The sequence below is a fragment of the Gemmatimonas aurantiaca genome, from assembly GCF_037190085.1.
In the GTDB taxonomy this organism is placed as follows: Bacteria; Gemmatimonadota; Gemmatimonadetes; order Gemmatimonadales; family Gemmatimonadaceae; genus Gemmatimonas; species Gemmatimonas aurantiaca_A.
Window position 1 is genome coordinate 17,534 of the sequence record NZ_JBBCJO010000002.1, and the last position, 22,782, is coordinate 40,315.

At 67.3% G+C, this 22,782-nt stretch carries 21 protein-coding genes; 5 read left to right on the forward strand and 16 right to left on the reverse strand.

What is annotated here, in order from left to right:
• Positions 1 to 9: 9 nt before the first annotated feature.
• The 8 genes from WG208_RS01725 to WG208_RS01760 form a co-directional block, all read right to left on the reverse strand.
• A complete protein-coding gene (locus WG208_RS01725) occupies positions 10 to 546 on the reverse strand; it encodes an inorganic diphosphatase (RefSeq protein ID WP_337169586.1) in 537 nt (178 codons plus the stop codon).
• Positions 547 to 572: 26 nt separating this feature from the next.
• Positions 573 to 1,550 carry a porphobilinogen synthase gene (gene hemB, locus WG208_RS01730; protein WP_345786956.1) on the reverse strand — a complete coding sequence of 326 codons (978 nt, stop codon included), beginning with the start codon at positions 1,548 to 1,550 and terminating at the stop codon, positions 573 to 575.
• Between the two features lie 92 nt (positions 1,551 to 1,642).
• A complete protein-coding gene (gene hemC, locus WG208_RS01735; RefSeq protein WP_337169588.1) occupies positions 1,643 to 2,581 on the reverse strand; it encodes a hydroxymethylbilane synthase in 939 nt (312 codons plus the stop codon).
• An 8-nt stretch (positions 2,582 to 2,589) separates the two neighbouring features.
• Positions 2,590 to 3,360 carry a uroporphyrinogen-III synthase gene (locus tag WG208_RS01740; protein WP_337169589.1) on the reverse strand — a complete coding sequence of 257 codons (771 nt, stop codon included), beginning with the start codon at positions 3,358 to 3,360 and terminating at the stop codon, positions 2,590 to 2,592.
• Between the two features lie 49 nt (positions 3,361 to 3,409).
• Complete coding sequence (locus WG208_RS01745) at positions 3,410 to 3,736, reverse strand: hypothetical protein (RefSeq protein WP_337169590.1); 327 nt, start codon at positions 3,734 to 3,736, stop codon at positions 3,410 to 3,412.
• The gene (gene ccsA / locus WG208_RS01750; RefSeq protein WP_337169591.1) at positions 3,736 to 4,449 is read right to left on the reverse strand and encodes a cytochrome c biogenesis protein CcsA; all 714 of its coding nucleotides are present in this window, start codon (positions 4,447 to 4,449) and stop codon (positions 3,736 to 3,738) included. The genes WG208_RS01745 and ccsA overlap by 1 nt, the downstream gene beginning before the upstream one ends.
• 11 nt (positions 4,450 to 4,460) lie before the next feature.
• Entirely contained in the window at positions 4,461 to 5,219 is a 759-nt protein-coding gene (locus tag WG208_RS01755) for a heme exporter protein CcmB (RefSeq protein WP_337169592.1), read from the reverse strand.
• Positions 5,216 to 5,980 (reverse strand): ABC transporter ATP-binding protein, encoded by a 765-nt coding sequence (locus WG208_RS01760; RefSeq protein WP_337169593.1) that lies wholly within the window; start codon positions 5,978 to 5,980, stop codon positions 5,216 to 5,218. The genes WG208_RS01755 and WG208_RS01760 overlap by 4 nt, the downstream gene beginning before the upstream one ends.
• 225 nt (positions 5,981 to 6,205) lie before the next feature.
• On the opposite strand from WG208_RS01760, the gene acs reads away from it, so the two are divergent.
• Positions 6,206 to 8,170 (forward strand): acetate--CoA ligase, encoded by a 1,965-nt coding sequence (gene acs / locus WG208_RS01765; protein ID WP_337169594.1) that lies wholly within the window; start codon positions 6,206 to 6,208, stop codon positions 8,168 to 8,170.
• 78 nt (positions 8,171 to 8,248) lie between these two features.
• Entirely contained in the window at positions 8,249 to 8,665 is a 417-nt protein-coding gene (locus WG208_RS01770; RefSeq protein ID WP_337169595.1) for a hypothetical protein, read from the forward strand.
• A 51-nt stretch (positions 8,666 to 8,716) separates the two neighbouring features.
• Here the strand turns inward: WG208_RS01770 and WG208_RS01775 are convergent, their stop codons facing one another.
• Positions 8,717 to 9,445, reverse strand: a complete 729-nt coding sequence (locus WG208_RS01775; protein ID WP_337169596.1) for a thioredoxin domain-containing protein — start codon at positions 9,443 to 9,445, stop codon at positions 8,717 to 8,719.
• Positions 9,446 to 9,560: 115 nt separating this feature from the next.
• On the opposite strand from WG208_RS01775, the gene WG208_RS01780 reads away from it, so the two are divergent.
• Together WG208_RS01780 and WG208_RS01785 are read left to right on the forward strand one after the other, a co-directional pair.
• Complete coding sequence (locus WG208_RS01780) at positions 9,561 to 10,532, forward strand: alpha/beta hydrolase (RefSeq protein WP_337169597.1); 972 nt, start codon at positions 9,561 to 9,563, stop codon at positions 10,530 to 10,532.
• Between the two features lie 134 nt (positions 10,533 to 10,666).
• Positions 10,667 to 10,936: a hypothetical protein gene (locus WG208_RS01785; RefSeq protein WP_337169598.1), complete on the forward strand. Its 270-nt coding sequence runs from the start codon at positions 10,667 to 10,669 to the stop codon at positions 10,934 to 10,936.
• A 173-nt stretch (positions 10,937 to 11,109) separates the two neighbouring features.
• Here WG208_RS01785 and WG208_RS01790 read toward each other — a convergent pair whose 3' ends face one another.
• A complete protein-coding gene (locus tag WG208_RS01790) occupies positions 11,110 to 11,664 on the reverse strand; it encodes a CDP-alcohol phosphatidyltransferase family protein (RefSeq protein ID WP_337169599.1) in 555 nt (184 codons plus the stop codon).
• A 66-nt stretch (positions 11,665 to 11,730) separates the two neighbouring features.
• Here WG208_RS01790 and WG208_RS01795 point away from each other — a divergent pair, with 66 nt between their 5' ends.
• Positions 11,731 to 13,260, forward strand: coding sequence for a hypothetical protein (locus WG208_RS01795; protein ID WP_337169600.1), 1,530 nt, complete (start codon positions 11,731 to 11,733; stop codon positions 13,258 to 13,260).
• A 72-nt stretch (positions 13,261 to 13,332) separates the two neighbouring features.
• Here WG208_RS01795 and WG208_RS01800 read toward each other — a convergent pair whose 3' ends face one another.
• The 6 genes from WG208_RS01800 to WG208_RS01825 form a co-directional block, all read right to left on the reverse strand.
• Positions 13,333 to 16,071 carry a pitrilysin family protein gene (locus tag WG208_RS01800; protein ID WP_337169601.1) on the reverse strand — a complete coding sequence of 913 codons (2,739 nt, stop codon included), beginning with the start codon at positions 16,069 to 16,071 and terminating at the stop codon, positions 13,333 to 13,335.
• Positions 16,068 to 17,168 (reverse strand): hypothetical protein, encoded by a 1,101-nt coding sequence (locus tag WG208_RS01805; RefSeq protein ID WP_337169602.1) that lies wholly within the window; start codon positions 17,166 to 17,168, stop codon positions 16,068 to 16,070. Before WG208_RS01805 ends, WG208_RS01800 begins: the two co-directional genes overlap by 4 nt.
• Before the next feature lie 9 nt (positions 17,169 to 17,177).
• Positions 17,178 to 18,326: a tetratricopeptide repeat protein gene (locus WG208_RS01810; protein WP_337169603.1), complete on the reverse strand. Its 1,149-nt coding sequence runs from the start codon at positions 18,324 to 18,326 to the stop codon at positions 17,178 to 17,180.
• A gap of 73 nt (positions 18,327 to 18,399) precedes the next feature.
• Positions 18,400 to 19,320 (reverse strand): pseudouridine-5'-phosphate glycosidase, encoded by a 921-nt coding sequence (locus WG208_RS01815; RefSeq protein WP_337169604.1) that lies wholly within the window; start codon positions 19,318 to 19,320, stop codon positions 18,400 to 18,402.
• A 21-nt stretch (positions 19,321 to 19,341) separates the two neighbouring features.
• A complete protein-coding gene (locus tag WG208_RS01820; RefSeq protein WP_337169605.1) occupies positions 19,342 to 19,578 on the reverse strand; it encodes a hypothetical protein in 237 nt (78 codons plus the stop codon).
• Between the two features lie 87 nt (positions 19,579 to 19,665).
• A complete protein-coding gene (locus tag WG208_RS01825) occupies positions 19,666 to 22,782 on the reverse strand; it encodes a CusA/CzcA family heavy metal efflux RND transporter (RefSeq protein ID WP_337169606.1) in 3,117 nt (1,038 codons plus the stop codon).

A 22,782-nucleotide genomic window follows, 5' to 3' on the forward strand; every position in this document is an offset into this window, starting at 1 on the left:
ACGTCCCGCTCAGACCTCGAATGTTTCGCGATACCGCTCCATGCTGCGGCGGATGATCGCCAGCGCGTCCACACTCTTCTTCCAGCCGGTGATCTCCATGCGCTTTCCCTCGAGATCCTTGTAGATCAGGAAGAAGTGCTCGACTTCCTTCAGGTAGTGCGGGGAGAGATCGGCGATGTCGAAGACATCGTGGTAGTACGGATCGTCGGCCGGCACGGCGAGGATCTTGTCGTCGGGTTCGCCCTTGTCGAGCATGCACAACACGCCGATCGGTCGCGCGGTGATCTGACATCCGGGAAACGTAGGTTCGTTGATCTTCACCAGCACGTCGAGCGGATCGTTGTCCTCGTGGAGCGTGCGCGGAATGAAGCCATAGTCGCCGGGATAGTGCACGGCCGAATAGAGCACCCGATCGAGCTTGAAGTGGCCGGTTTCCTTGTCCAGTTCGTACTTGTTGCGCGAACCGGCGGGGATCTCGATGATCGCCGTGACCTGCTCGGGCGCCTCTTTGCCGGCGGGAATGTCGTGCCAGGGATTGTGCAGCATCAGAAACTCCGATTCACGGGCAGGATTCAGCGACGCGCCAGATGCGCGGCCGCTTCGATGGCAAAGTAGGTGATGATGATGTCGGCGCCGGCACGGGCGATGGCCGTGAGCGATTCCATCATCGCCCGGTCTCCGTCCACCCAGCCACGCTCCGCGGCAGCCTTGATCATCGAGTATTCGCCGCTCACCTGATACGCGGCGAGTGGCAGCGCCGTCTCGCGTTTCACGGCGGCGATCACGTCGAGATACGCCCCCGCGGGTTTCACCATGAGGATATCCGCGCCTTCCTCGATATCGAGACGCACTTCGCGCAACGCTTCGCGTCCGTTGGTGGGATCCATCTGATAGCTGCGCCGGTCGCCGAACGCCGGGGTGCTTTCCGCCGCCTCGCGGAACGGGCCATAAAATGCCGACGCATACTTCGCGGCATAACTCATGATCGGCACCCGGTGATGACCGGCCCCGTCGAGCGCCGCACGCAGATGCGCGACCCGGTGATCCATCATGTCGCTGGGCGCGATGATATCCGCTCCCGCGTCCGCATGCACCAACGCCTCGCGGGCCAGCAGCGCCAACGTGGCATCGTTGTCCACGTCCCCGTCAGGCGTGAGCAGTCCGCAGTGTCCATGATCGGTGTACTCGCACATGCAGACATCGGTCACCACCAGCAATCCCGGAAACTCGCGCTTCACCGCCCGCACGGCTTCAGGCACCGGTCCGGCCGGGTCCCATGCCGAACTGCCGATGGCATCCTTGGTGTCGGGAATCCCGAACAGCAGGATGCCGCCGATGCCCGACGTCACGGCGCGCTCGGCGTCACGCAGCAGTTCATCCACCGACGTCTGGAAGACACCGGGCATCGAACCGATGGGCGCTCGCACGCGCGTACCCGATCGCACGAACAACGGCCAGAGAAACTGCGCCGCATCGAGGCGCGTTTCCCGCACCAGCCGTCGCAGCGATTCGGAGCGACGCAACCGCCGCAGACGCATCGTCCGCATCATCGCGTTCCCATGCGCGGTGTCGCCTACGGAGTGTGAGGAATCGTTCACCATGTTGCCCGCCATGTGGCCCGCCATGTCCTTCACCCCGTCGTTCACCGGAGCTCCGCGAGAATCCGGTCGCCACCGGCCGCGCGCAACTGACGCGCGAGTTCGATACCCGAGGCCGCGGGATCGGCGTGATTCACCGGCATGCCGCCACGTACCATCGACGAGCCATCGAGTGCCGCGATGAGACCATGCAACATCGTGCCATACTCCGCTTCCTCGATGACCGCCGCGCCGATGGGCACCTGGCATCCCCCTTCGAGCGCGGCCAGCAGCGCCCGTTCGGCCGTCACGGCCAGACGCGTGGGCGCATCATCGAGCACGCCCAGTGTGGCCAGCAACGCGGCATCGTCGGCGCGCGTCTGCACCGCGATGGCGCCCTGCCCCGGCGCCGCCAACCAGTCGGGCGCGTCCAGCAATGCCACGATCCGCTCCGTCAGCCCCAGGCGACGCAAGCCCGCGGCGGCGAGCAACGCCGCATCCATCTGTCCTTCATCGAGCTTGCGGAGGCGGGTGCCCACATTGCCGCGCAGTTCACACACCTCGAGATCGGGCCTGAGCGCACGCAGCTGGGCCTGACGGCGGAGGGACGACGTCCCCACCCGCGCCCCTTCGGGCAGCGTCTCCAGATTCACGGCATCGACGCCGGCCCGCACCACCAGCGCATCGCGCGGGTCTTCACGCTCGAGGATCGCCACCAGCACGATCCCCTCGGGGTCCGCAGTGGGCAGATCCTTCAGCGAATGCACCGCACAATCGATGCGGCCGGCGCGCAGATCGGCTTCGAGTTCCGCCGTGAACAGCCCTTTTTCGCCGATCTGCGCCAACGGACGATCGAGAATGCGATCGCCAAGCGTGGTGTACTCCACGAGCACACTGGCGATGCCGCGCGCGGCGAGCTGCGATTCGACCTGCCCGGCCTGTCGCAATGCGAGTGCGGAGCTCCGGGTGCCGATACGAATGGGACTGCGCAGGGGAACGGTCATGCTCGAAGTTAGGCAGTCCGCAGGGCCTGCACGATACTCCGCACCCAGCCTTCCACCGTGGGCGCGGTGCTTTCCACCTTCACCGGGAATCCGGCCGTGCGCGCCGCACGCGCCGTCACCGGTCCGATACATGCCACCGGCAGACGCCCCGCCCGTTCCGGCGGCAGCACGTCGAGCAGGGCATCGATGGCGCTCGGGGCGGCCACCGCGACCAGATCCACCTCGCCGGCTTCCACCAGACGCAGCATGCGCTCCTGACCGTCCGGATCGGGCACCGTCCGGTACAACGGCACCACGTCCACCTGCGCTCCGAGTGCACGCAGCCCTTCGGGCAGGACATCGCGGGCCGCGGCCGCCGCAGGATACAGGATGCGCGTGCCTTCCACATCCGAGCGGGCCGCCATCTCGTCGAGCATGCCCTCGGCCTGCATGCGCTCCGGCTGCACGGTGGGCAGACGCCATCCCTGCGCTTCACAGGCAGCCGCCGTGGCCGAACCCACCACGGCCAGACGGCGCGTTGCCATGGCCACGTCGGCGCCACGATCGCGAACCACCGTCGCCAGACGCTCCACCGCATTCACACTGGTGAGCAGCACCCAGTCGTAACGCGCCAGATCGCGCAGCGCATCATGCAACGGCGCCGGATCGAGCGCTTCGAGGCGCGTGAGCGGAATCTCGTGCACCGTGGCGCCGACGCGCTCGAGGGCCTGCACCAGCGGACCGGACCGGTCACCGGCGCGGGTGACGGCAATGCGTACGCCCGTCAGCAGTGTATGCAACGGGGTTGAGTGCGGTGCATGCAACGACGCGACCCGTCTGTGGGACGGTTTATCGGGACCCGTCACCGCCGGCTCCACGCACGGCCAGTTGCTGTCTGCTGCGTGCGATGCGTCGCAGCATCAGCACGATGTAGGCGAGATAGAGTCCCAGCGCGACGACGTATCCGCCCCACATGTAGCTGCTCGTGTCCGGTGGTCCGCTGGGCTTCGCCACATACGCAACTTTGCCGGCGGTGTCCTGGACCGACCGTTCGGCCGCATGGCCTGCGTCCTGCAACCGCGCGACGGAAATCACCACCGGCTGCACGGGCAGCGGCGCAATCGGTGACATGGTCGCGGAGGGAGCTCCCCAGAGCGTGCCCGATATGATCGGCATCAGGCGGTCTCCATGGCCACCACCGCGTTACGCAGACCGCTCCAGCGGTAGCGCATGCGCAGCAGCACGAAGAACAGCAGCAGGAACGCAAGATTGGACCACAGGAACGTCGTCAGCATCTCCGGCGGCAACGACGGCGCCTCGGGCTTGAGCACCACCGGCCCCGGATGCATGCCGCGGAAGAGCCGTACCGTCAGGTGCACGAACGGCACGAGAATCACCGCCAGGGCGCCCATTACCGCCGAGAGTCGGGCACGGCTTTCCGGCGTTTCCACAGCACCGCGCAGCACGAGATAGCCGAGCACCATGAGCCAGAGAAACACCGTGGCCGTGATGCGGGCTTCCCACACCCACCACGTCCCCCAGCTCGTGCGCGCCCAGATCGGTCCGGTCACGAGCACCATGCCCATGAACAGCAGCCCCACTTCGGCGCTCGATTCCGCCAGCCGGTCGAGCCGTTCGTCCTTGATCCACAGATAGCCGAGGCTCGAGATGGCCATCAGCGGACAGGCGATGTAGAGACCCGCAATGGCCGCCGGCACATGGACGTAGAAGATCTTCTGCGCCGCGCCCAGCATGGCATCCACCGGCGTGAACCAGATCGCGCGTACGCACACCGCCACCACGGCGACAAGTGCGATCACGAGCCAGGCGTCGACACCGCGGACCGCGCGCGGATCGGAGACCGCGGTGGTTGTCGGTGAATGGGTCATGCAACCAACCTCTACTCCTCGATCGTGAACGGAAAGACCACGATGCTCGCGAACACGAACATCAGATCGAATGCGAGCAACAGCTTGAACCAGTCCATCGCGGCACTGAGCGGCAATCCGCGCAGCACCACGGCCGAGGCCTGCGCCGCCGGAATCACCAGCGGCACGAAGAACGGCAACGTCATCATCGGCAGCAGCAACTCCGCCAGCCGCGTGTTGGCCGCCACGGCGGCGAACAGCGTGCCCACCGCCGAGAGGCCGAGCGCCGCCAGCAGCACGATGCCGATGAGCAGCCCCCACGCTCCTCCCACCGGAAGATCGAAGAAGAGCACCACCGCAGGAAGCGCCAGCGTCTGGATGGCCGCCACGAAGACGAGGTTGGCCAGCACCTTGCCGGTGAAGATCGCCTCCCGCGACACCTGTGACGCCAGCAGTCCGTCGTACGCCCGCTCCGCCAGCTCCAGCGCGAACGAGCGGTTGAGCCCCAGCAGACCGGAAAAGGTGAAGATCACCCAGAGCACGCCGGGAGCGAGATCCATGGCCGGAATGGCCGTCGGATCCCAGGTGAACCGGAAGATCGCCACCGCCAGTACCGCAAAGACGGTTGCCGCCAGAAAAGCGCTGCGCGTCCGGAACTCGATCAGCAGATCCTTGCGCGCGATGCGCAGCGCGTCGCGCACGAACGACGGTGCGTGGTGCGTCGCATGGGGCGTGACATGATGCGTCGCGGGATCCAGGGCCCGATCCCTGTGTCGGTCGTCTGCGCTCACGCGATGCTCTCGTGGACGAGACGACGATAGAGGGCCTGGAACCGTGGCAGATCAAAGCCCGAGGGTTCCGCGCGTTCCTCGTGCACCAGTCGTCCGTCGCGCATGATGGCGGCACGGTCACCCAGCGTGAGTCCTTCGGCCAGATTGTGCGTGATGAGCACCAAGGTGGCGCCCGAGGCCTTGAGCTCGCGCAACGCATCGGTGAACGCCAGCGCTCCCACCTCGTCGAGGCCGGTGTACGGCTCATCGAGCAGGACGAGCCGCGGCCCGTGCACGAGGGCGCGCGCGATGGAGACCCGCTGTTGCAGCCCCCGGCTCAGAAACCGCACCGGCGTGGCTTCGCGGTCGAGCACCCGCAACTGCCGCAGCACGCGGGTGACGGCCGCATCGGCATCGGGGACCCCCTGGCACTCGGCGGCAAACCGCACGTTCTCGCGTACGGTGAGCGCGGGGTACAACATCGCATGATGACTGATCAGCCCCACCAGCCGACGGGTGGACGCCGGCCCGGGGAGCGGGGTCCCATGCAGCACCGTGCGCCCCCGGGAGGGGCGCAGCAGACCGCCCAGCAGCCTCAGCAGTGTGGTCTTCCCCGCCCCGTTCGGACCGAACAGGGCCAGGCACTCACCATCGGCCAGCGTCAGCGACACCTCGTTGACGGCTTTCCGCGCCCCGAACGCCCGCACCAGCCGCTCCGCCACCAGCGCCGGCTCCGATATGCCATGCGATATGCCATCGGCTGTGCCACCGGCTGCCGGCATCACCGGCGCGACCGGAGCATCGTCGACAGCGTCGAAGAATCTGCGATACCGGTCGCAGTGGTTCCGTGCGGGATTGGCATCGATCTACATTAGCGGGACACGCGGCTGCTCGCGACACGACTCGCCCCTCTGGCCAGCGTCTTCCGGACCTCTCCGGAGACCCACCCTCCGGGGCATCCTTTCCTGGCTTCCCCCACGCGCCGGTCCGGCCGGCCTTCAGAGCCCATGAGCGACATCGACGTCCTGTTGCAGGAAACTCGCACGTTTCCGCCGTCCGACGAATTTCGCGCCAACGCCCAGGTGCGGGACACCGCCCTGCAGGAGGCGGCCGCGGCCGATCCGGTCCGGTTCTGGTCGAAGGAATCGGAAGCGCTCGACTGGATCACGCCGTGGAAGACGGCGCTGGAATGGGAACCGCCACGCGCCCGATGGTTCCAGGGCGGGACTCTCAATGCCTCCGTGAACTGCGTCGATCGCCACATCGCCGGTCCGCGTCGCAACAAGGCGGCGCTGATCTGGGAAGGCGAACCCGGCGACCGCCGGACGTTCACGTACTGGGATCTCTACCGCGAGGTGAATCTCGCGGCCAACATGCTCAAGAAGCTCGGTGTGGGGCGCGGCGACCGGGTCGCCATCTACCTGCCGATGATTCCCGAAGCCGTCATCGCGATGCTGGCCTGCGCGCGCATCGGAGCGATCCACACGGTGGTGTTCGGCGGGTTCTCCCCCGAATCGCTGCGTGACCGCATCAACGATTGCGGCTGCAAGCTGCTCATCACCGCCGACGGCGGCTCGCGGCGCGGACAGATGGTGCCCCTCAAGCGCAACGCCGATCAGGCGCTGAAGGAGTGCCCCACCATTGAGAACGTGCTGGTGGTGATGCGGCGGCGCAGTGGCGTGGGCGACGAGACCTTCGCCGAAATGCAGGAAGGACGCGATCACTGGTGGCACCGTCTCAAGCGACAGGTGCCGCGGTACTGCGAGCCCGAGGCGATGGACGCGGAAGACGTGCTGTTCGTGCTGTACACCTCGGGCACGACCGGCAAACCCAAGGGCATCGTGCACACCACGGGCGGGTATCTCACGGGGGTCACGAGCACCACGAAGTACACGTTCGATCTCCGGGAGGACGACGTGTTCTGGTGCACCGCCGACATCGGCTGGGTCACGGGACATTCGTATCTCGTGTACGGCCCGCTCGCCAACGGCGCCACCTGCATCGTGTACGAAGGCGCACCCGACTGGCCCGACAAGGATCGCTTCTGGCAGATCTGCGAGCGGTACGGTGTCACCATTCTCTATACGGCGCCCACCGCCATCCGGGCGTTCATGAAGTGGGGCACCGAGTACGTGAAGAAGCACGATCTCTCGCGCCTGCGCCTGCTCGGTTCCGTGGGGGAACCCATCAATCCCGAAGCCTGGATGTGGTACCACGAACACATCGGCGGTGAACGCTGTCCCATCGTGGACACGTGGTGGCAGACGGAGACTGGCGCCATCATGATCACGCCGCTGCCGGGTGTCACCACCACCAAACCGGGTTCGGCAACGCTGCCCTTCCCCGGCATCCGCACCGCACTGCTCGATACCGCGGGCAACGACGTGAAGACCGGCGGCGGATTGCTGGCGATCACGCACCCCTGGCCCAGCATGCTGCGCACCATCTGGGGTGACGATCAGCGCTACGTCGACACGTACTTCTCCAAGTGGCCCGGCCGCCCCGATCTCTACTTTCCCGGCGATGGTGCCAAGCTCGACGAAGACGGGTACCTCTGGATTCTCGGGCGCGTGGACGACGTGCTCAACGTGTCGGGGCACCGGATCGGCACCATGGAGGTGGAGAGCGCGCTCGTCGATCATCCGGCGGTGGCGGAAGCCGCGGTGGTGGGCAAGCATCACGATCTCAAGGGGCAGGCCATCGCGGCGTTCGTGACGCTGCGCGCCGGCTTCACGGCCAGTGGCAGCCTGCGCGACGAACTCCGCGATCATGTCGCGCTCAAGATCGGCGCGCTGGCCCGTCCGGACGACATTCTGTTCAGCGCGGATCTCCCGAAGACCCGCTCCGGTAAGATCATGCGGCGTTTGCTGCGGGACATCGCCGAAGGGCGCGCGCTGGGGGACACCACCACGCTCGCCGATCCATCGGTGGTGGCGTCCCTCAAGGACCAGTACGAAGCGCAGGAATCATAAACCGGGCGCCCGTGTCGGGCGTCCGTGATGGCCGTCACGGCGCGAAACCGGTCGCCGTGGCATTTCGTCTGTACCGATATGTCCATTCTGAACAAGCTGTTCCCGGAGACCCTTTTCCCCCGCAAGCTCTCGGCGGAAGCCGAGCAGCGGCTGCGCCTCGTGCAGGCGCGGGCGGAGGAGGCGCTCATCCGGACGCATGTCGAGAACGCCCTGCTGTTCGTGGACACGCTGGCCACGGATGTCGGCTACGAGCGCGCGCTCGACATCTACGTGCGCGAGATGGGTGTACCGGAGCCGCTGGCGTCGGTGGTGGCCACGCGGGCGCTGGTGGCTCTCGGTGAAGCCCTGGTGCCGCACACGGACGATCCGGCCATCGGTCCGGTCGTTCATGCGGACGCCGGCAATGCCGCCGGAAATGCAAACGGCACCGCCGAAGCGGTGCCGATGCCGGAATTGCGTCTCGACGAAGCGCAGGCCCGCCGTCGGCGGGCCTGAGCCGTCCTGTGTTGTCGACCCGACCGGAAAGGTCGGGCGTGGGACGTGGCGTTACTTCTTCGCCGCGTCGCCGGCCGGAGCGGCCACAGCGGCAGGCAGTGCGGCGCGCATGGAGTCGACGATGGCCTTGAGCTGGTCGGCCGTGGGGGCCGGAGAATAGACCTTGTTGCCGATGATGATCGTCGGCGTGCTGTTCACGCCCCGCTCACTGCCCGCGGCGGCGTTGGCCTGGATCTGCGCGAGATTGCGCTGCGAGTCGTAACACTCGCCGAACTTCGCCGCATCGAGACCGAGCTTGCTCACGTAGCCATCGAACACCTTGCGCGGGTTGCCCGTGGCCTGCGAGTTCCAGTCGTACTGCCCTTCGAAGAGCATATCGTGGAATTCCCAGAATTTGCCCTGCTCGTTCGCACAGGACGCCGCCAGATGCGCGGCGAGGGTGTTGCGATGGATCGACGTGAGCGGGAAGTCGTAGAAACGGAAGTTGGCGAGCCCGGCATCGATCACGCGCTTGCGGAGATCCGGTTCCTGCACCGCCGCGAACGAACCGCAGCCCGGGCATTCGAAGTCGGCGAACTCGATGATCGTGATGGGGGCATTCGGATCGCCCCGCAGATAACCCTGCGCTTCGGGCAGCGGCGTGCCAGCCGCCAGCTCCGTCGGGATGGGCTTGCTCTTGTTCATCGTGGTCCAGATGGCGGCACCGCCGGCCACCAGCACCACCAGGATCACGGCAAGAAAGGCCGTGTTGGACTTCTTCTTCGGGGTCGGCTTTGCCACTCGTTCTCCTCGTCGTCCGGCATCCGGCCGGGGGGTTCACTGAACATCCCGCAAAGCGGTCGCGCTGCTTCCCCAAGCTATCCGCCGAACCGTTCCCGGCGCTATCCTGCGCAGCGTGTACACCGAGCACCTGCACATCCCGGTGGGCGTGGGGACGCTGCACGTCGAACGCCTCGGACGGGGCGGACCGGCCGTGCTGCTCCTGCACGGCTTCGCGACCAGCGCGTTCCTGTGGCGCCAGGTGGCGCCGCGGTTGGCCAGCGCCGGGTTCACCACCGTGGCCATCGATCTGCTGGGCCATGGCGAATCCGATCGTCCCATCGACGCCGCCTACACCGCCAGCGCGCAGGCCGATTATGTCGAACGGGCGCTGACCGCCCTCCGACTCGGCGAAGTGGCCGTGGTGAGCCAGGACATGGGGGCTCTCGTGGCCGCGATGCTCGCCGCGCAGCGCCCCTCGCTGGTGCGCTCCCTGCTGCTGCTCGAACCACCCGATCCCGACGACCTGCCCGGCCCGATGATCCGGGCGCTGCAGCGCGGTTCGGCCCGGGCGGCCCTCAGCGCGAACACCCTGTTCGGCGCCCGTCCACTGCTCGAACCCTGGCTGCTGGAGCGCACGGGCACCCCCGCGGAGCCCGATCGCCTGCTGGCCCGCTATCTGGCCTCGTTCGTGGGTCCCACAGGGGCGGCGGAGCTGCTGCAACTCGCCAGTCACGTGGCCCTGCTCGACGGGGAACGGCAGCGCCTCCGCGACGTCCGGGTGGACACCACCCTCTGGCTGGGTTCGGCCGACGGTGACCCGGGACCGCCGGCGATTGTTGATCAACGGGAATCCACCGTGTCTCCGATACCGGAGCCCCCTCCGGAGGATCGTCTCCGGTATCCGGGGGCCGGTTCGGTGCCCCTTTCGGGCGTCCGCCGTGAGCGGCTGGCGGCTTGGTCGGCTCTGTTGCCGGCGTCCCCGGTCCGGGCCCTTCCGATGCCAACACCGGCCGGTGCGCTGGTGGCAGAGGTGAGCCCGGTGCCGTTGGCCAAAGTCATCCTGGCTGGGTCCGAATCGTCAACGGCAGCAGCGCTCGAGCCGTGACACGCGTAGTTCTCCATGTGGCCCGGGAGCTCCACCTCCCATCAGCCACTAGGAAGCAGTTCTCTCATCGGTTAAATTTTCCATGCTGCCCCGGAGTCGCCGGGCGGCCCTGTTCGACGCACTACCCCGAGGAAATGGCCAAGCACAAGCTTCGTCCGCGTCGTGACGCCATGGTGCCCTCGCCGTATCAAGAGGCCCGTGACGAGTTGTTCCAGCAGATCATGCAGTGTGGTGTGATCGGATGTCATCCCGAAGACCAGAAAGAGTGGTTCGACGCCACCATGGTCTACCTGTCGGATCGGTACCCGGAGCTCAAGGCTCCCGAGTTCACCGAACTGCGCACTTTAGGCGAGCGCTTTGCGCAGCCCCCGAAAAGGCAGACGCAGGAAACGGCCGCTGTCTGATCAGCGCCTCGTGCGCATCCGCTGCTGAATCACAAGAACCATCACAAAGCGGCACGATCTGAGATTCTCGCAGATCTTCGCAGGTTTGCGGAGTTCTCCGCAAAGACAAACGCCTCCCTCGTGGAGGCGTTTGTCTTTGTGAGTCATGGCGGGTCCACTCCTGCCGGACTCTTCTATGGTGCGTCCGGTGTGCTCCGCACGCGCTCACGCCACAGCATCAGCGTGTAGTCGACCGTGGCGATCACGCCGAGCACGGCCACGATGAGCACGAGCGCATCCACCCATGTGGGGGCCACGAGCACGGCGATGAACGTGGCGAGCTGAAACACCGTCACCAGCTTGCCGACGATGCGCGCGCGGAACGTGATGGGCCGCAGCCAGCTCACGCGACGGGCCACGAACCAGCCGATCACCGACATGACGTCGCGGAACATGATGGCCACCGCCTGCCAGAAGGCGAGCTGTCCACCCAGGACGTAGCTCACCACCACACCGAGCACGAACAGCCGGTCGGCGATGGGATCGATGAGCGCCCCGATGCGGGACACGGCCTTCGTGCGTCGCGCGATCCACCCGTCGAGAAAATCGGTGATCGACGCCACACCGAGCAGCGCCAGACGCACGGGCACCGTATCGATCGCCACGAACCCGATGGCCAGCAGCACTCGGGACGTGGAGACGAGATTCGGAAGCGTCAGCACATTGGACGGATCGGACGCGCGGGCCATGACGGAAACTATGCCACGCTTCCCGGGGTGGCCACCGGGCGACCGAGGGCGTTATCGTGCCGAAGCATGTGGACCGATCCTCTTCCGCTCGTGGTCATCGGCATCGCTGCGGCGGTCCTCGTGTGGGACGTGACCCTGGCGGGATGGATCACGACACGCCGCGAAGCGCCGCGATTGTTCACGCAGCTCACCGCGTTCTGCGGTCTGCTCGTGATCCCCGCTCTGGTGGTGAGTGTGGCATCCGGCACCGAGTCGGGCGCCCGCACCATCTCCGGCATCACCTGGCTGCAACCGCTCGTGGCGGTGACGTTCGTGCTGCAGGTGCTGTATGCCGTGGGTGTGCGCCTGGTCTCGCCCGTGGTGGGCATCCCCATCCTGCTGTACGACCTGCTGCTGGCGGCGGTGGCCATCGGCGACTACCTCGTGTCGCAACACGGCGCTGCGCCGCTGGCGCTGCAGGCCGCCGTCTCCGCCCGCGATGTGATCGTGGGCATGGGCGTGGGGCGCGCCGCCCTGCTCTCGCCACTCACCATGCTGGTGCCCATGCTCGCACCGGCCTACCCCGCACGCTGGCGCATCTCCGGTGCCGTCCGGGCCGTGCTGGTGCTGGCAGCCACCGCGCTGACCACATTGCTGGCGATGGAATGGCCGCGCGGCGTGGCCGCCGTACGCAGTTACGACGTGGCCATGGCCGAGCCCATGCAGGCGCGCCCGCGCGGTGATTTTCTCATCGGCGTGCGTTTCCTGCCGGTGCTGGACGGCGTTCCACTCGCACGCACCGTGCGCGCCGACACCATGCTCTTCAGCGCCTTCGCGCCGGATGTGGTGCTGCTGGTGCTCGACACCGAAGGCACCACGCCCGCCGCGCTCGATTCATTGGCCCGGGTCCTGGCACCATGGCGTGTGGACAGCGCGAGCGGCGATACGCTGCGAGTGGCGATCGGACTGCACATCGGTCGACGCACCCCCCTGGCCGGCGACGCCGCCCGCGTACGTGCGGTGGGGCGCGTGCTCGAGCGGCTCAAGCCCGACGTGATCTTCCCCGCGCTCCCCGATCCCGTGCCGTCTTGGCTGGGCGGCACACCGCCGTCCCTCGCGTGGTGGCAGACCACACTTCTGGAAACGGCCCGCGAAGTCCGTCGGGTCAGGCCCCGCACGCAGGTGGGATGGAGTGCCGCACGACTCGATGCCACCGACAGTGCCGTCTACGCCTGGGCCGCCGCCCCCGGTTCTCCCGTGACGCTGCTGGGTGCCGCAGCCTTTCCCGGTTTTTCGGGACTCCCCGCCGTGGATGCGCGACTCCGCGCCTTCGAGCGCTGGCACGCGCAGGCTCTCGCCGCCGGTGGTGGACAACAAACGCACTGGCTCACGACGGTTGGTGGTCTCCCGCATGCACACGGCGATGCCGCGCAGGTGGCGGCCATCCGGCGATCCCTCGCCTGGGCGTCGCGCCGCGAATGGATCGGCGCGGCCATCGTCGGCGAACCGGCCGACTACGAAGGATGGGTTGGCCTGCGCGCGTCCAATGGTCGTATCCGCAGTGCCATGACGGCTCTCGGACTGGCGTCGCGGCGCATGCGCGAGGTCAGACGGTGACGGCCAGGCGATAGTCGCCAGGCACAACCACCAGGCGGCAACCGCTAGGCGGTAACCGCTAGGCGGTAACCGCTAGGCGGCGGTTCCCGTGCCGTGCACCAGCCCTTCGGCTTCCAGCCCGGGCTGCAGATACCGCCGCGCCAGTTGCATCACATCGGCACCGGTCACGGCCGCGATATGCGTGGTTTCTTCGTGCCGCTCGTGCAATCCCGCGCCGAACAACCAGGCATCCACGAGATCGCCGAGCACCGTGCCACCCGACTGCTGGGCAATGGCGTGCGATCCGATGAGATACTGCTGCGCACGCTGCAACTCCTCCGCGGAGGGTTCGGCTTCGCGAAAGCGCGCGAATTCGCGCAGCAGGCCTTCACGGGCTTCGTCTTCCCGTGCGGGCGAGGTGGCGATGTACGCCACGAACGCCCCGCCGGCCCGACGCTCCACCGGGAAAGCACTCACCGTGTAGGCCAGCGACTGCACGTCGCGCAATTGCTCGAAGAAACGTCCACCCAGTCCACTCGCGATCGCCGACAGCACCCGGGCCGCGAATCGCGCCGGGTCGTTGCGCGAAGGACCGGGGAACATCAGCGCCAGCGCGGACTGTTGCTTGGCACGGGTATCGCGCGCGGCCCGTCGACCGTCCGGCCAGGGCAGCGGAGACAACGGCGCATCGCCGGCCTGTGCGATCTCTGCGAACCGCTCCGCGCACAGCGCGGCCACCGTTTGTGGATCGACATCGCCAACCACGGCGATCACCGCCGGCGCGTGCATCACGTGGGCGGCATGCCACGCCACCACGTCCTCGCGTCCGAGCGTGGCCAACGAAGTTTCCGAACCGATCGTCGAACGCGCATACGGATGATCCCCATATGCGGCGGTCACGGCGAGACGCATCGGCCAGCGATACATGTCGTCGCGAAGCCGGGCCACTTCGGCCAACGCCAGCGCGCGTTCGGTCTCCACGCCGTCCTCGGGGAAAGCCGGATGCTGCACGACGTCGCCCAGCAATGCGAGCGCCATCTCCAGATGGCGCGTGGGCACCGACATCGTCCATCCCACACTTTCCAGCCCCGCTGACACGCCGATGCTGCTGCCCATCGACTCGGCAGCTTCCGCGATCTGCGCACCACTGCGGGTGGCCGTGCCCTTCAGCATGGCCTGCGCCGTGAGACGCGCCAGTCCTTCCCGCTCGGGTGCATCGAGCACGGCGCCGCTCCGCATGAACACACCGAAGTGCACCAGCGGAGCGCCCGGCTTGTGCACGACGAGAATGGGAACCCCACGCGCCGTGTGATACACCTGCACATCGTCTTCCGCGCGGGTGAACGATACACGCGTCGGAACTCCGGCCTGCTCCGCATCGCGGCCGGCAGGGCGTTCACCATCATCCGCGGCTGCGACGCGCGGCATGCCAAGCGACGGGGTGGCCATCACGGCGGAACCCATCGCCGCTCCACGCCGCAGCATTCCGTGCAGCGTCTCCAGATCGTCGGCAATGGCCGTTGACCCCGCGGGGCGATACGACACGATACCGACCTGCTCGGGTGCGAGATGGCGCTGCATCGCTTCCTGCACCGCCCCCGCATCGAGAGAGAGCAACGCGTCGTAGTAACGCGAGGCGGCGGTCAGTCCGCCGTCCGCCTCCCACGACGCGAGATACTGGGCCTGTCCGTCCATGCTCTCGAGCCGCCGCAGCCAACGCGCCTCGAGGATGCGCTGGGCCCGCACCACTTCCGCGTCGCGCAGTCCGTCCTCGCGCGCGGCCTGCAGTTCCCGCCACATCGCGGACGTTGCGGCCCGCGCCTGCTCCGCCGGTGCCTCCGCATGCGCCACGAACACACCCACATCACCGCTCGTGTAGTTCCACGCCGACACCGAACTGGCCAGCTGGCGCTCCCGCACCGCGCGATAGAGTCGCGAGGCCCGTCCGGTGCCGAGTACCACACCGGCAAGATCGAGCGCCGGACTGTCCGCATGGGTTAGCGCAGGCACGCGCCAGCCGAAGGCGATCTGCTGCTGCGCGATGTCACCCGACCATTCCCGATGACGCAGTCCGGGCAGCGTCTGCTCCTGCGGTCCCCCCGGTCGGGATGGCGTCTCGCCACGCAGCGTGCCGTGACGGGCCATCACCTCATGCCGCACCATCTCGGGATCCACATCCCCGACCACCGCGAGAATGGTGTTGCCCGGCTGATACCAGTGCCGGTAGAAACCCAGCACCTGCTCACGCGTGAACCGGCGCAGCGCCTCCTCCTCACCCATCCGCCAGCGACGGATGCGATGCCGGTCGTGCAGCAGCGCATAGAGCGATTCGATCGTGACGGCCGACGGCGTGTCGCGCTTGCGTTTGACTTCCTGGATGATGACTTCGAGTTCGCGCGCGAGTTCCTCGCCGTCGATCACCGAGCGCGTGTACGCGTCGAACTGGATCTCGAGTCCGGCCACGAACGACGACGCCGGCAGCACCGTGTAGTAGCTCGTGTGATCGTAGATCGTATGCGCGTTGAGATAGCCGCCATTGGCCTTGGTCTCGCGCGCGATCTGCCCCACGCCCCGCGTCGGTGTGCCCTTGAAGTACATGTGCTCCAGCACATGCGCGATGCCGACCTGATCGTCGGTCTCGTCGAAATACCCGGCCTTCACCTGCGTGACGATGGAGACCACCGGCGCCGAACGGTCGCGCCGCACGAGCAGCGTGAGCCCATTGGGCAGCACCTCACGCTCGGTTTCGGTGTGCAACGCCAGCGCCTCACTCGGGCGCAGCGACGGAGTGCCCTCGATGATGTTCGACGTGATGCCCGCTGTGAGGCTCATCGACGGCCCGGAGCAGCAGGAGACATGGGCATCATTGGCACCGCGGCCAGGCACCCCTGCCACTCACCAGGTCCGGCGCGCTGGATCCAACGCTGCGCCTCGTCGAAACGGGCCAGGCGTACCAGCGCGCACCCCAGAAACCCCTGCGCCGTCCGGTCGGTGGGATCGAGCTCCACGGCCCGCACGTAGAACCGGCGCGCGATCTCCGGCTGACCATCGGCCAGCATGATGCTCGCCAGCTCCCGCGCCGCGATCGCGCTCCCGGGCGCGAGGCGCACCGCATTCGTGAGGAACGTCCGGGCCCGCGCGAGATCTCCGTCCTCGCGGGTGATGCGCCCGAGGTAGATGAGCGGACGGGCATCGTCGGGATGTTCCATGGCCAGCCGCGCGAACGAGCTGCGCGCCACTTCGTGGGCGCCGCGCTGATACGCCGCGACGGCGTCCCGGAAATCACGTTCCGGTTTGCCTTGCAGAAACCACCATGCCGCGCCACCGCCCACCGCCGCGAGCAGCACGGCGCCGCCGACGATCAGAGCCAAGCGCCGGCGACCGCGGCCGGCAGGCACAACCTCGCCCGCGTCTGCGCCGCCAGCCCCTCCGCGAAATTCCGCCTGCGACGCATTGCCGGCCGCGGCCGACGCCGCACCGACGCCCGAGGCTCCTACCGGCGTTCCCGGCGGCGCCCACGGCTGATGCGCCGAGGGCGGTGCGTACGGAGAGGGTGGTGTGCCCGCAGGCGCCGACGACGGCACTGACGACGGCGCGGCGTACGATGACAGCGGCGCCTCGGGGATGGCATGTTCGAGCGCCATCCAGGCTTCGCGCACCAGAATGCGCTCGGCTTCGTTTTCTGCCAGCCCCGTGGACTGATCCGCCCACGACGACAGCGCGACGAGCGCATGCGCGTCGGCCAGGTTGATGAGCCCCAGCCGCCGCACTTCCGAGATCAGCGCCTGTCCCGTGAGTTCGGAGCGTCCGATCGCGAGTTGCAACACCCCCTGCGCCGCCTGCCACAGTTCGGGCGCCGTATGACTGTTGGACGCGGCGAAGACACGACGCGCCGCGTCGAGCGCGGCGCGAGCAGACGATGTGGACACCGTAGGGACTCAGCGCACGATGCGAAGCATGCCGGCGTCGGCACTGCCGCGGATGAACGCTTCGGGAGCGTGCGAATCGACCCGCTTCCCGGTCGCGCCATAAAAACGGCGCGCTTCCATGGCCATGTACTCCTCGATCGGACGGCCGGCGTCGCGGGCATCCCGCAAAGCCTGCACGATGGCCTCCCAGGTGCCTTCGAACGTACTGCCATCGCGCATGACCACCCGATGCGTGTCGCCTTCCGGTGTCATGACATTGGTGCTCACGGCTTCGGCCTGCTGACTGGCCAGCCCCGTCAGCAGCGTGCCAAGTGTCTCCAGTTGCCCCGGGGAGGGGGCAACTGGAGCCGATTCCTCGGCCTCTTCGCTGGCCTGTTCGATCTCGGCCAGCAAGGCATCGATCGCATCGGGTTCACCCGCCAGAACCTGCAGACGGGCTTCCCACGGCTTGAACTCGGGATCGGTGTCCGGCAGACGATACACCGACTTCTTGAGTTCGATCAGGCGCCAGATCCCGAGTTCATCCCAGTGATCGTCCGGCGCGGTCTGCTCGAACTCGCGCAGTGCGCCATCGAGATCGCCCGCGTCGTACAACAGATTCGCCAGATACACGCGCGCTTCGGCGAACTGCGGATCGAGACCGATGGCCTGACGGAGCGCCGTCATCGCTTCCGCGTCGTTCCCCAGGCGATGCTGCGCATACCCGATGCACGCCACCGCCTCGGTCAGATCGTCCGCATGATGCACCGCGCGTTCGAAGTACGTCAGCGACATCTCGACATACCCTTCGCGGAACAACGCGCGGCCGATCTGCAGCATCAGATCGACGTCGTCGTCATACCCGAGCTGCAGTGTGCGCTCGAACGCCCGGAACCCGGCGTCGACCTGCCCGAACTTGAGCAGCACCTCGCCCAGTCCGGCCAGCGCATCCTCGTGCTCGGCATCGAGCAGGAGGGCCTCCTCGAAACTGCGTCGTGCCCATGCATACTCCTCGCGCGCGAGACGCGCGTAGCCGGCTCCCACGTGCAGTTCGACTGCCGTGGGATACAGCGAGAGTCCCTCGCGCAACAACTCGAGCGCCTCATCGAACTGCCCCTCGTTGTAGAGGGCGTGGGCGCGCTCGTCGTACTCCTCGGAACTCAGGAACGAGTTGGACATCGCGTGTCAGACCTCCGGAAGCAAACAGGGAGCGAACGGGTTACCGGATTGTACCGTGCAGCATGACGTTGGTTCACGAAGTTCCCCCGGCCAGCGCGACGGCGATCTCACCCGCCAGACGGGCATTGGCTTCGAGCAGCGCGAGATTGGCCTGAACGGATCGGCCGTCGGTGCGCTGCTGCACCTGCGCGAGCAGGTAGGGCGTGACGGCTGCCCCCCGGATGCCCGCCGTGCTCGCCGCCTGCAACGCGGCGCGGGTGGCCTCCTCCACGATGCCCGCGGGGATGGCGAACGCCGCCGGCGGCGGCTGCACCACCACCATCGCGCTGCGTCGTCCCAGCGCACGATGGGCCCGCCAGGCGCGGGCGATCTGTGCCGGTCGATCGAGACGGCAGGTGAGTGACAGGCCCGTGCTGGCGGAAAAGAACCCCGGCAGTTCATCGGTCCCGCATCCCACCACCGGCACTCCCAGCGTCTCCAGACGTTCGAGCGTGGCCGGCAGATCGAGAATGGACTTGGCGCCGGCGCACACCACCAGCACCGGCGTGCGGGAGAGTTCGACCAGGTCCGCCGATTCGTCGAACGGCGCATCCCGATGGACTCCGCCGATGCCACCGGTCGCAAACACCTCGACGCCGGCCAGTGCGGCCAGCACCAGCGTCGCCGCCACGGTGGTCGCCCCATCGGCCCCGTCGGCCATCGCGATGCCCAGATCGCGCGCCGACACCTTGCGCACCCCGTCGCGACGCAGGAAGCGTTCGAGATCCTCGTCTTCGAGTCCGAGGACCGGGACGCCCCGCACAACGGCGGTGATGGCCGGAGTGGCGCCGGCCGCGATCACCGCAGCCGACATCCGTTGCGCCGCATCCCGGTTGTGCGGCGGCTCGAGGCCCTGCGCCAGCACCGAACTTTCGAGGGCGACGAGGGCGTGGCCGTGATCCAGCGCGCTGGACACGGCAGGGGTACAACGGGGACGCAGGAGGCGTTCAGTCACCGGGTGGATACGGCGACCGAATCAGCTCGCGGCGTTTTCGAACGCGTCCGCCTTGCGCGCCTCCACCAGCTCCCACTCGCTCGACGTGGGATCGTACACCGCCATGATCTTGACCGTTTCGCCGGCCCACGCATCGAAGACCTTCCCCGTGTTCTGATAGATCTTGATCTCGTGTCCGTCTTCGAACTTGAGCACGATCAGGGGATGCGTGTTGTTGACGTACTGTTTGCGCAGCTTCTGGGGCGTGGACGCGTTCATGATTCCGGGGGCAGAGGTCGCTGAAAGGCTCATCTGAAAATTGCGATGTGTCGCAGGGCGGCGCCAGACAGCCTCCGACTCCGGTCGTCATTCCGCCAGGCGTTCCACAATCGGAGAGACCGTGCCGGCGCGGCGGACACGCACCGGCCGCCGCGCCTCCAGCCAGGCATACAGCACCGGCAGCACGAACAGCGTCAGCACCGTGCTCGTGATCAGACCGCCGATGACCACGCTGGCCAGCGGTCGCTGCACCTCACTGCCCGGGCTCGTGCTGAGCGCCATCGGCACGAATCCCAGACTCGCCACCAGCGCCGTCATGAGCACCGGCCGCAGACGGTCCGCCGCCCCCTGCCGCACGCGCCCTTGCACCGAACGATCGGGCAGCCCCTCGTCGTGGCGCAGGTGGTTGAGATGCTCCACCATCACCACGCCGTTGAGCACCGCGATGCCGAACAGCGCGATGAACCCGATGCTCGCCGACAGATTGAGATTGAGTCCGCGCAGCCACAGCGCGGCGATTCCCCCCACCAGCGCGAACGGCACGTTGGACAGCACCAGCACCGCCTGGGGAATGGACCGGAACGACAGGTACAACAGACCGAAGATCAGCAGCAACGCCAGCGGCACCACGAGTTCGAGTCGGGCCATGGCCCGCTGCTGGTTCTCGTACTGCCCGCCCCACTCGAGAAACACCCCGTTGGGCAGGGTGACTTCGCTGGCGATGCGCGCGCGCACCTCTTCCACGAAGCTGCCCAGATCGCGTCCCCGCACATTGCTCAGCACCAGCGATCGCCGCTGGGCATCCTCGTGGCCGATGAGTTCCGGCCCGGTGGTGGACACCATGGCCGTCAGTGCCGACAACGGCACCAGTTCACCACCCGGTGCCCGCACCGTGATGCGACCGATCGCCGCCGCATCCGCGCGATATGCTTCGGGCAGACGCACCACGACCCCGATGCGACGGAAACCGTCGATCAGCTCCGCCGCCGTCTGCGATCCCATGGCGTAGTCGATGGCGTCCCGCACATCGGCCACGCTCACGCCATACTGCGCCAGCACCTCTCGGCGGATCTGCATGCGCACCTGCCCGCTGCCCTCCGCCACTTCCACCGCGACGTCGGCGCTGCCGGGCACCGTCGCCACGATCCGCCGCAGACGTTCCGCCACCCGCTGGTTCTGCTCCAGATCGGGGCCCACCACCTTGATGCCCAGATCGGTCTTGATGCCGCTCTCGGCCTCGTCCAGCCGCATTGCCAGCGGCTGCGTGAAAGACACGTCGACGCCCGGCAACACCTGGAGCGCCGAGTCCAGCGCCGCCACCAATCCCTCCCGGTCCTTCGCCGTGGTCCACTCACTGCGTGGTTTGAGGATGACGTACATATCACCTTCGAACAGCCCCATCGCCTCCGTCGCGAGATCGGGACGTCCTTCCTTGGTCACCACCGTCAGCACTTCCGGAAACCGCTTCGTGATCCGCTCGGCGGCCAGCGACAGACGGGTGGCATCCTGGAGATCCACGCTGGGCATGCGCCGCGTGGTCACCAGAATGGCGCCTTCGTCCAGCTTGGGCATGAACTCCGTGCCGATGCGCGACAGCGACCACACCGACACGACCACGACCACGAACGACGTGATCAGCAAGGGCTGCGGCCTCGACATGACGGCGTCGAGCGCGCGACGATACCGCGCCGTGAGCCGTTCCAGCCATGGCGCCGGGGTCGAGGCCACATCGCGCAACGCCCACGCGGACACCGCGGGCACATAGGTCAGCGCCAGCAACAGCGAACCCAGCACGGCGCACACCACCGTGAACGCCATGGGTTTGAACATCCGGCCTTCCATGCCGTCGAGCGTGAAGATCGGGATGTACACCGCCACGATGATCGCGATGCCGAACAGGATGGGACGCCCCACCTCGACCGCGGCGCGTTCGAAGAGACTCAGTCGATGTCCGTCGCGATGTGCCTCGAGCCGGCGGATGAAACTCTCCACCATGACCACCGAGGCGTCCACGATGAGCCCGAAATCGAGTGCGCCGAGACTCATGAGGTTGGCCGAGTATCCGAAGAGCGCCATCCCCACGAACGCGATGAGCATGGAGATCGGGATCACCGAAGCCACGATCAGCGCCGCACGCACGTTCCGCAGGAAGAGGAACAGCACCGCAATCACCAGCAGGCCGCCTTCCACCAGATTCTTGACGATCGTCCGGGTGGTGTGGCCCACGAGATCGGTCTGATCGTAGAAGGGCGTGATCTCGACGTGTGATGGCAGCGCGCGCCGGATTTCCTCCATCCGTGTGCGCACCCGCTCGATCACGTCCCGTGAGTCGGCGCCCTTGAGTTTGAGCACCATCCCGCTGACCACTTCCCCTTCCCCATCCTTGGTGACGGCCCCATTGCGGGGCAGCGCGCCGCGGTGCACGGTGGCGATATCCGCGATGCGCACCGCCGCACCGAGGTGGGAGCCCACCACCACCCGTGCGATCTCGTCCAGGTCTTCCACGCGACCGAGTCCGCGCAGGGTGAATCGCTCCCCTCCCTGTTCGAGATAGCTGCCGCCGAATGCCATGTCGTTGCGCGCCAGGGCGCTGTGCACGTCGCCGAGCGTGAGACGCCGCGCGGCCAGGCGCACCGGATCGACTTCCACCTCGATCCGTTCGGTGAGGCCGCCCCACGAGTTCACTTCCGACACGCCGGCCACGGTACGCAGACGCGGACGGATCACATAGTCGTGCAACGTCTTGAGATCGGTGAGCGACAGCGAATCGCTGGTCACCACGTACTGATACAGTTCGCCCATGGGGGTCGAGACCGGACCGAGACCCGGCTCGATGCCCGCCGGCAGCGCACTCTTCGCATCACCCAGGCGCTGCTGCACGAGCTGCCGCGCGAAGTACACGTCGACATTGTCGGGGAACGGCACGGTGATGAGCGACAGGCCGAACTTGGACACCGAGCGCACGCGCTCCGCGCCCGGTGTGCCCATGAGCGTCGATTCGATGGGATGGGTCACGAGGCGTTCGACTTCTTCCGGTGCCATGCCGGGAGCGGTCGTGATCACCTCGACCCGGGTGCCCGTCAGATCGGGAAACGCGTCGAAGGGGATGTGTTGCAGTGCATACAGTCCCGCCGCCATGATGGCCAGCGTGAACGCCACCACGACGCCACGACGCCGCAGCACAAAATGGATGAGGGTGCGCAT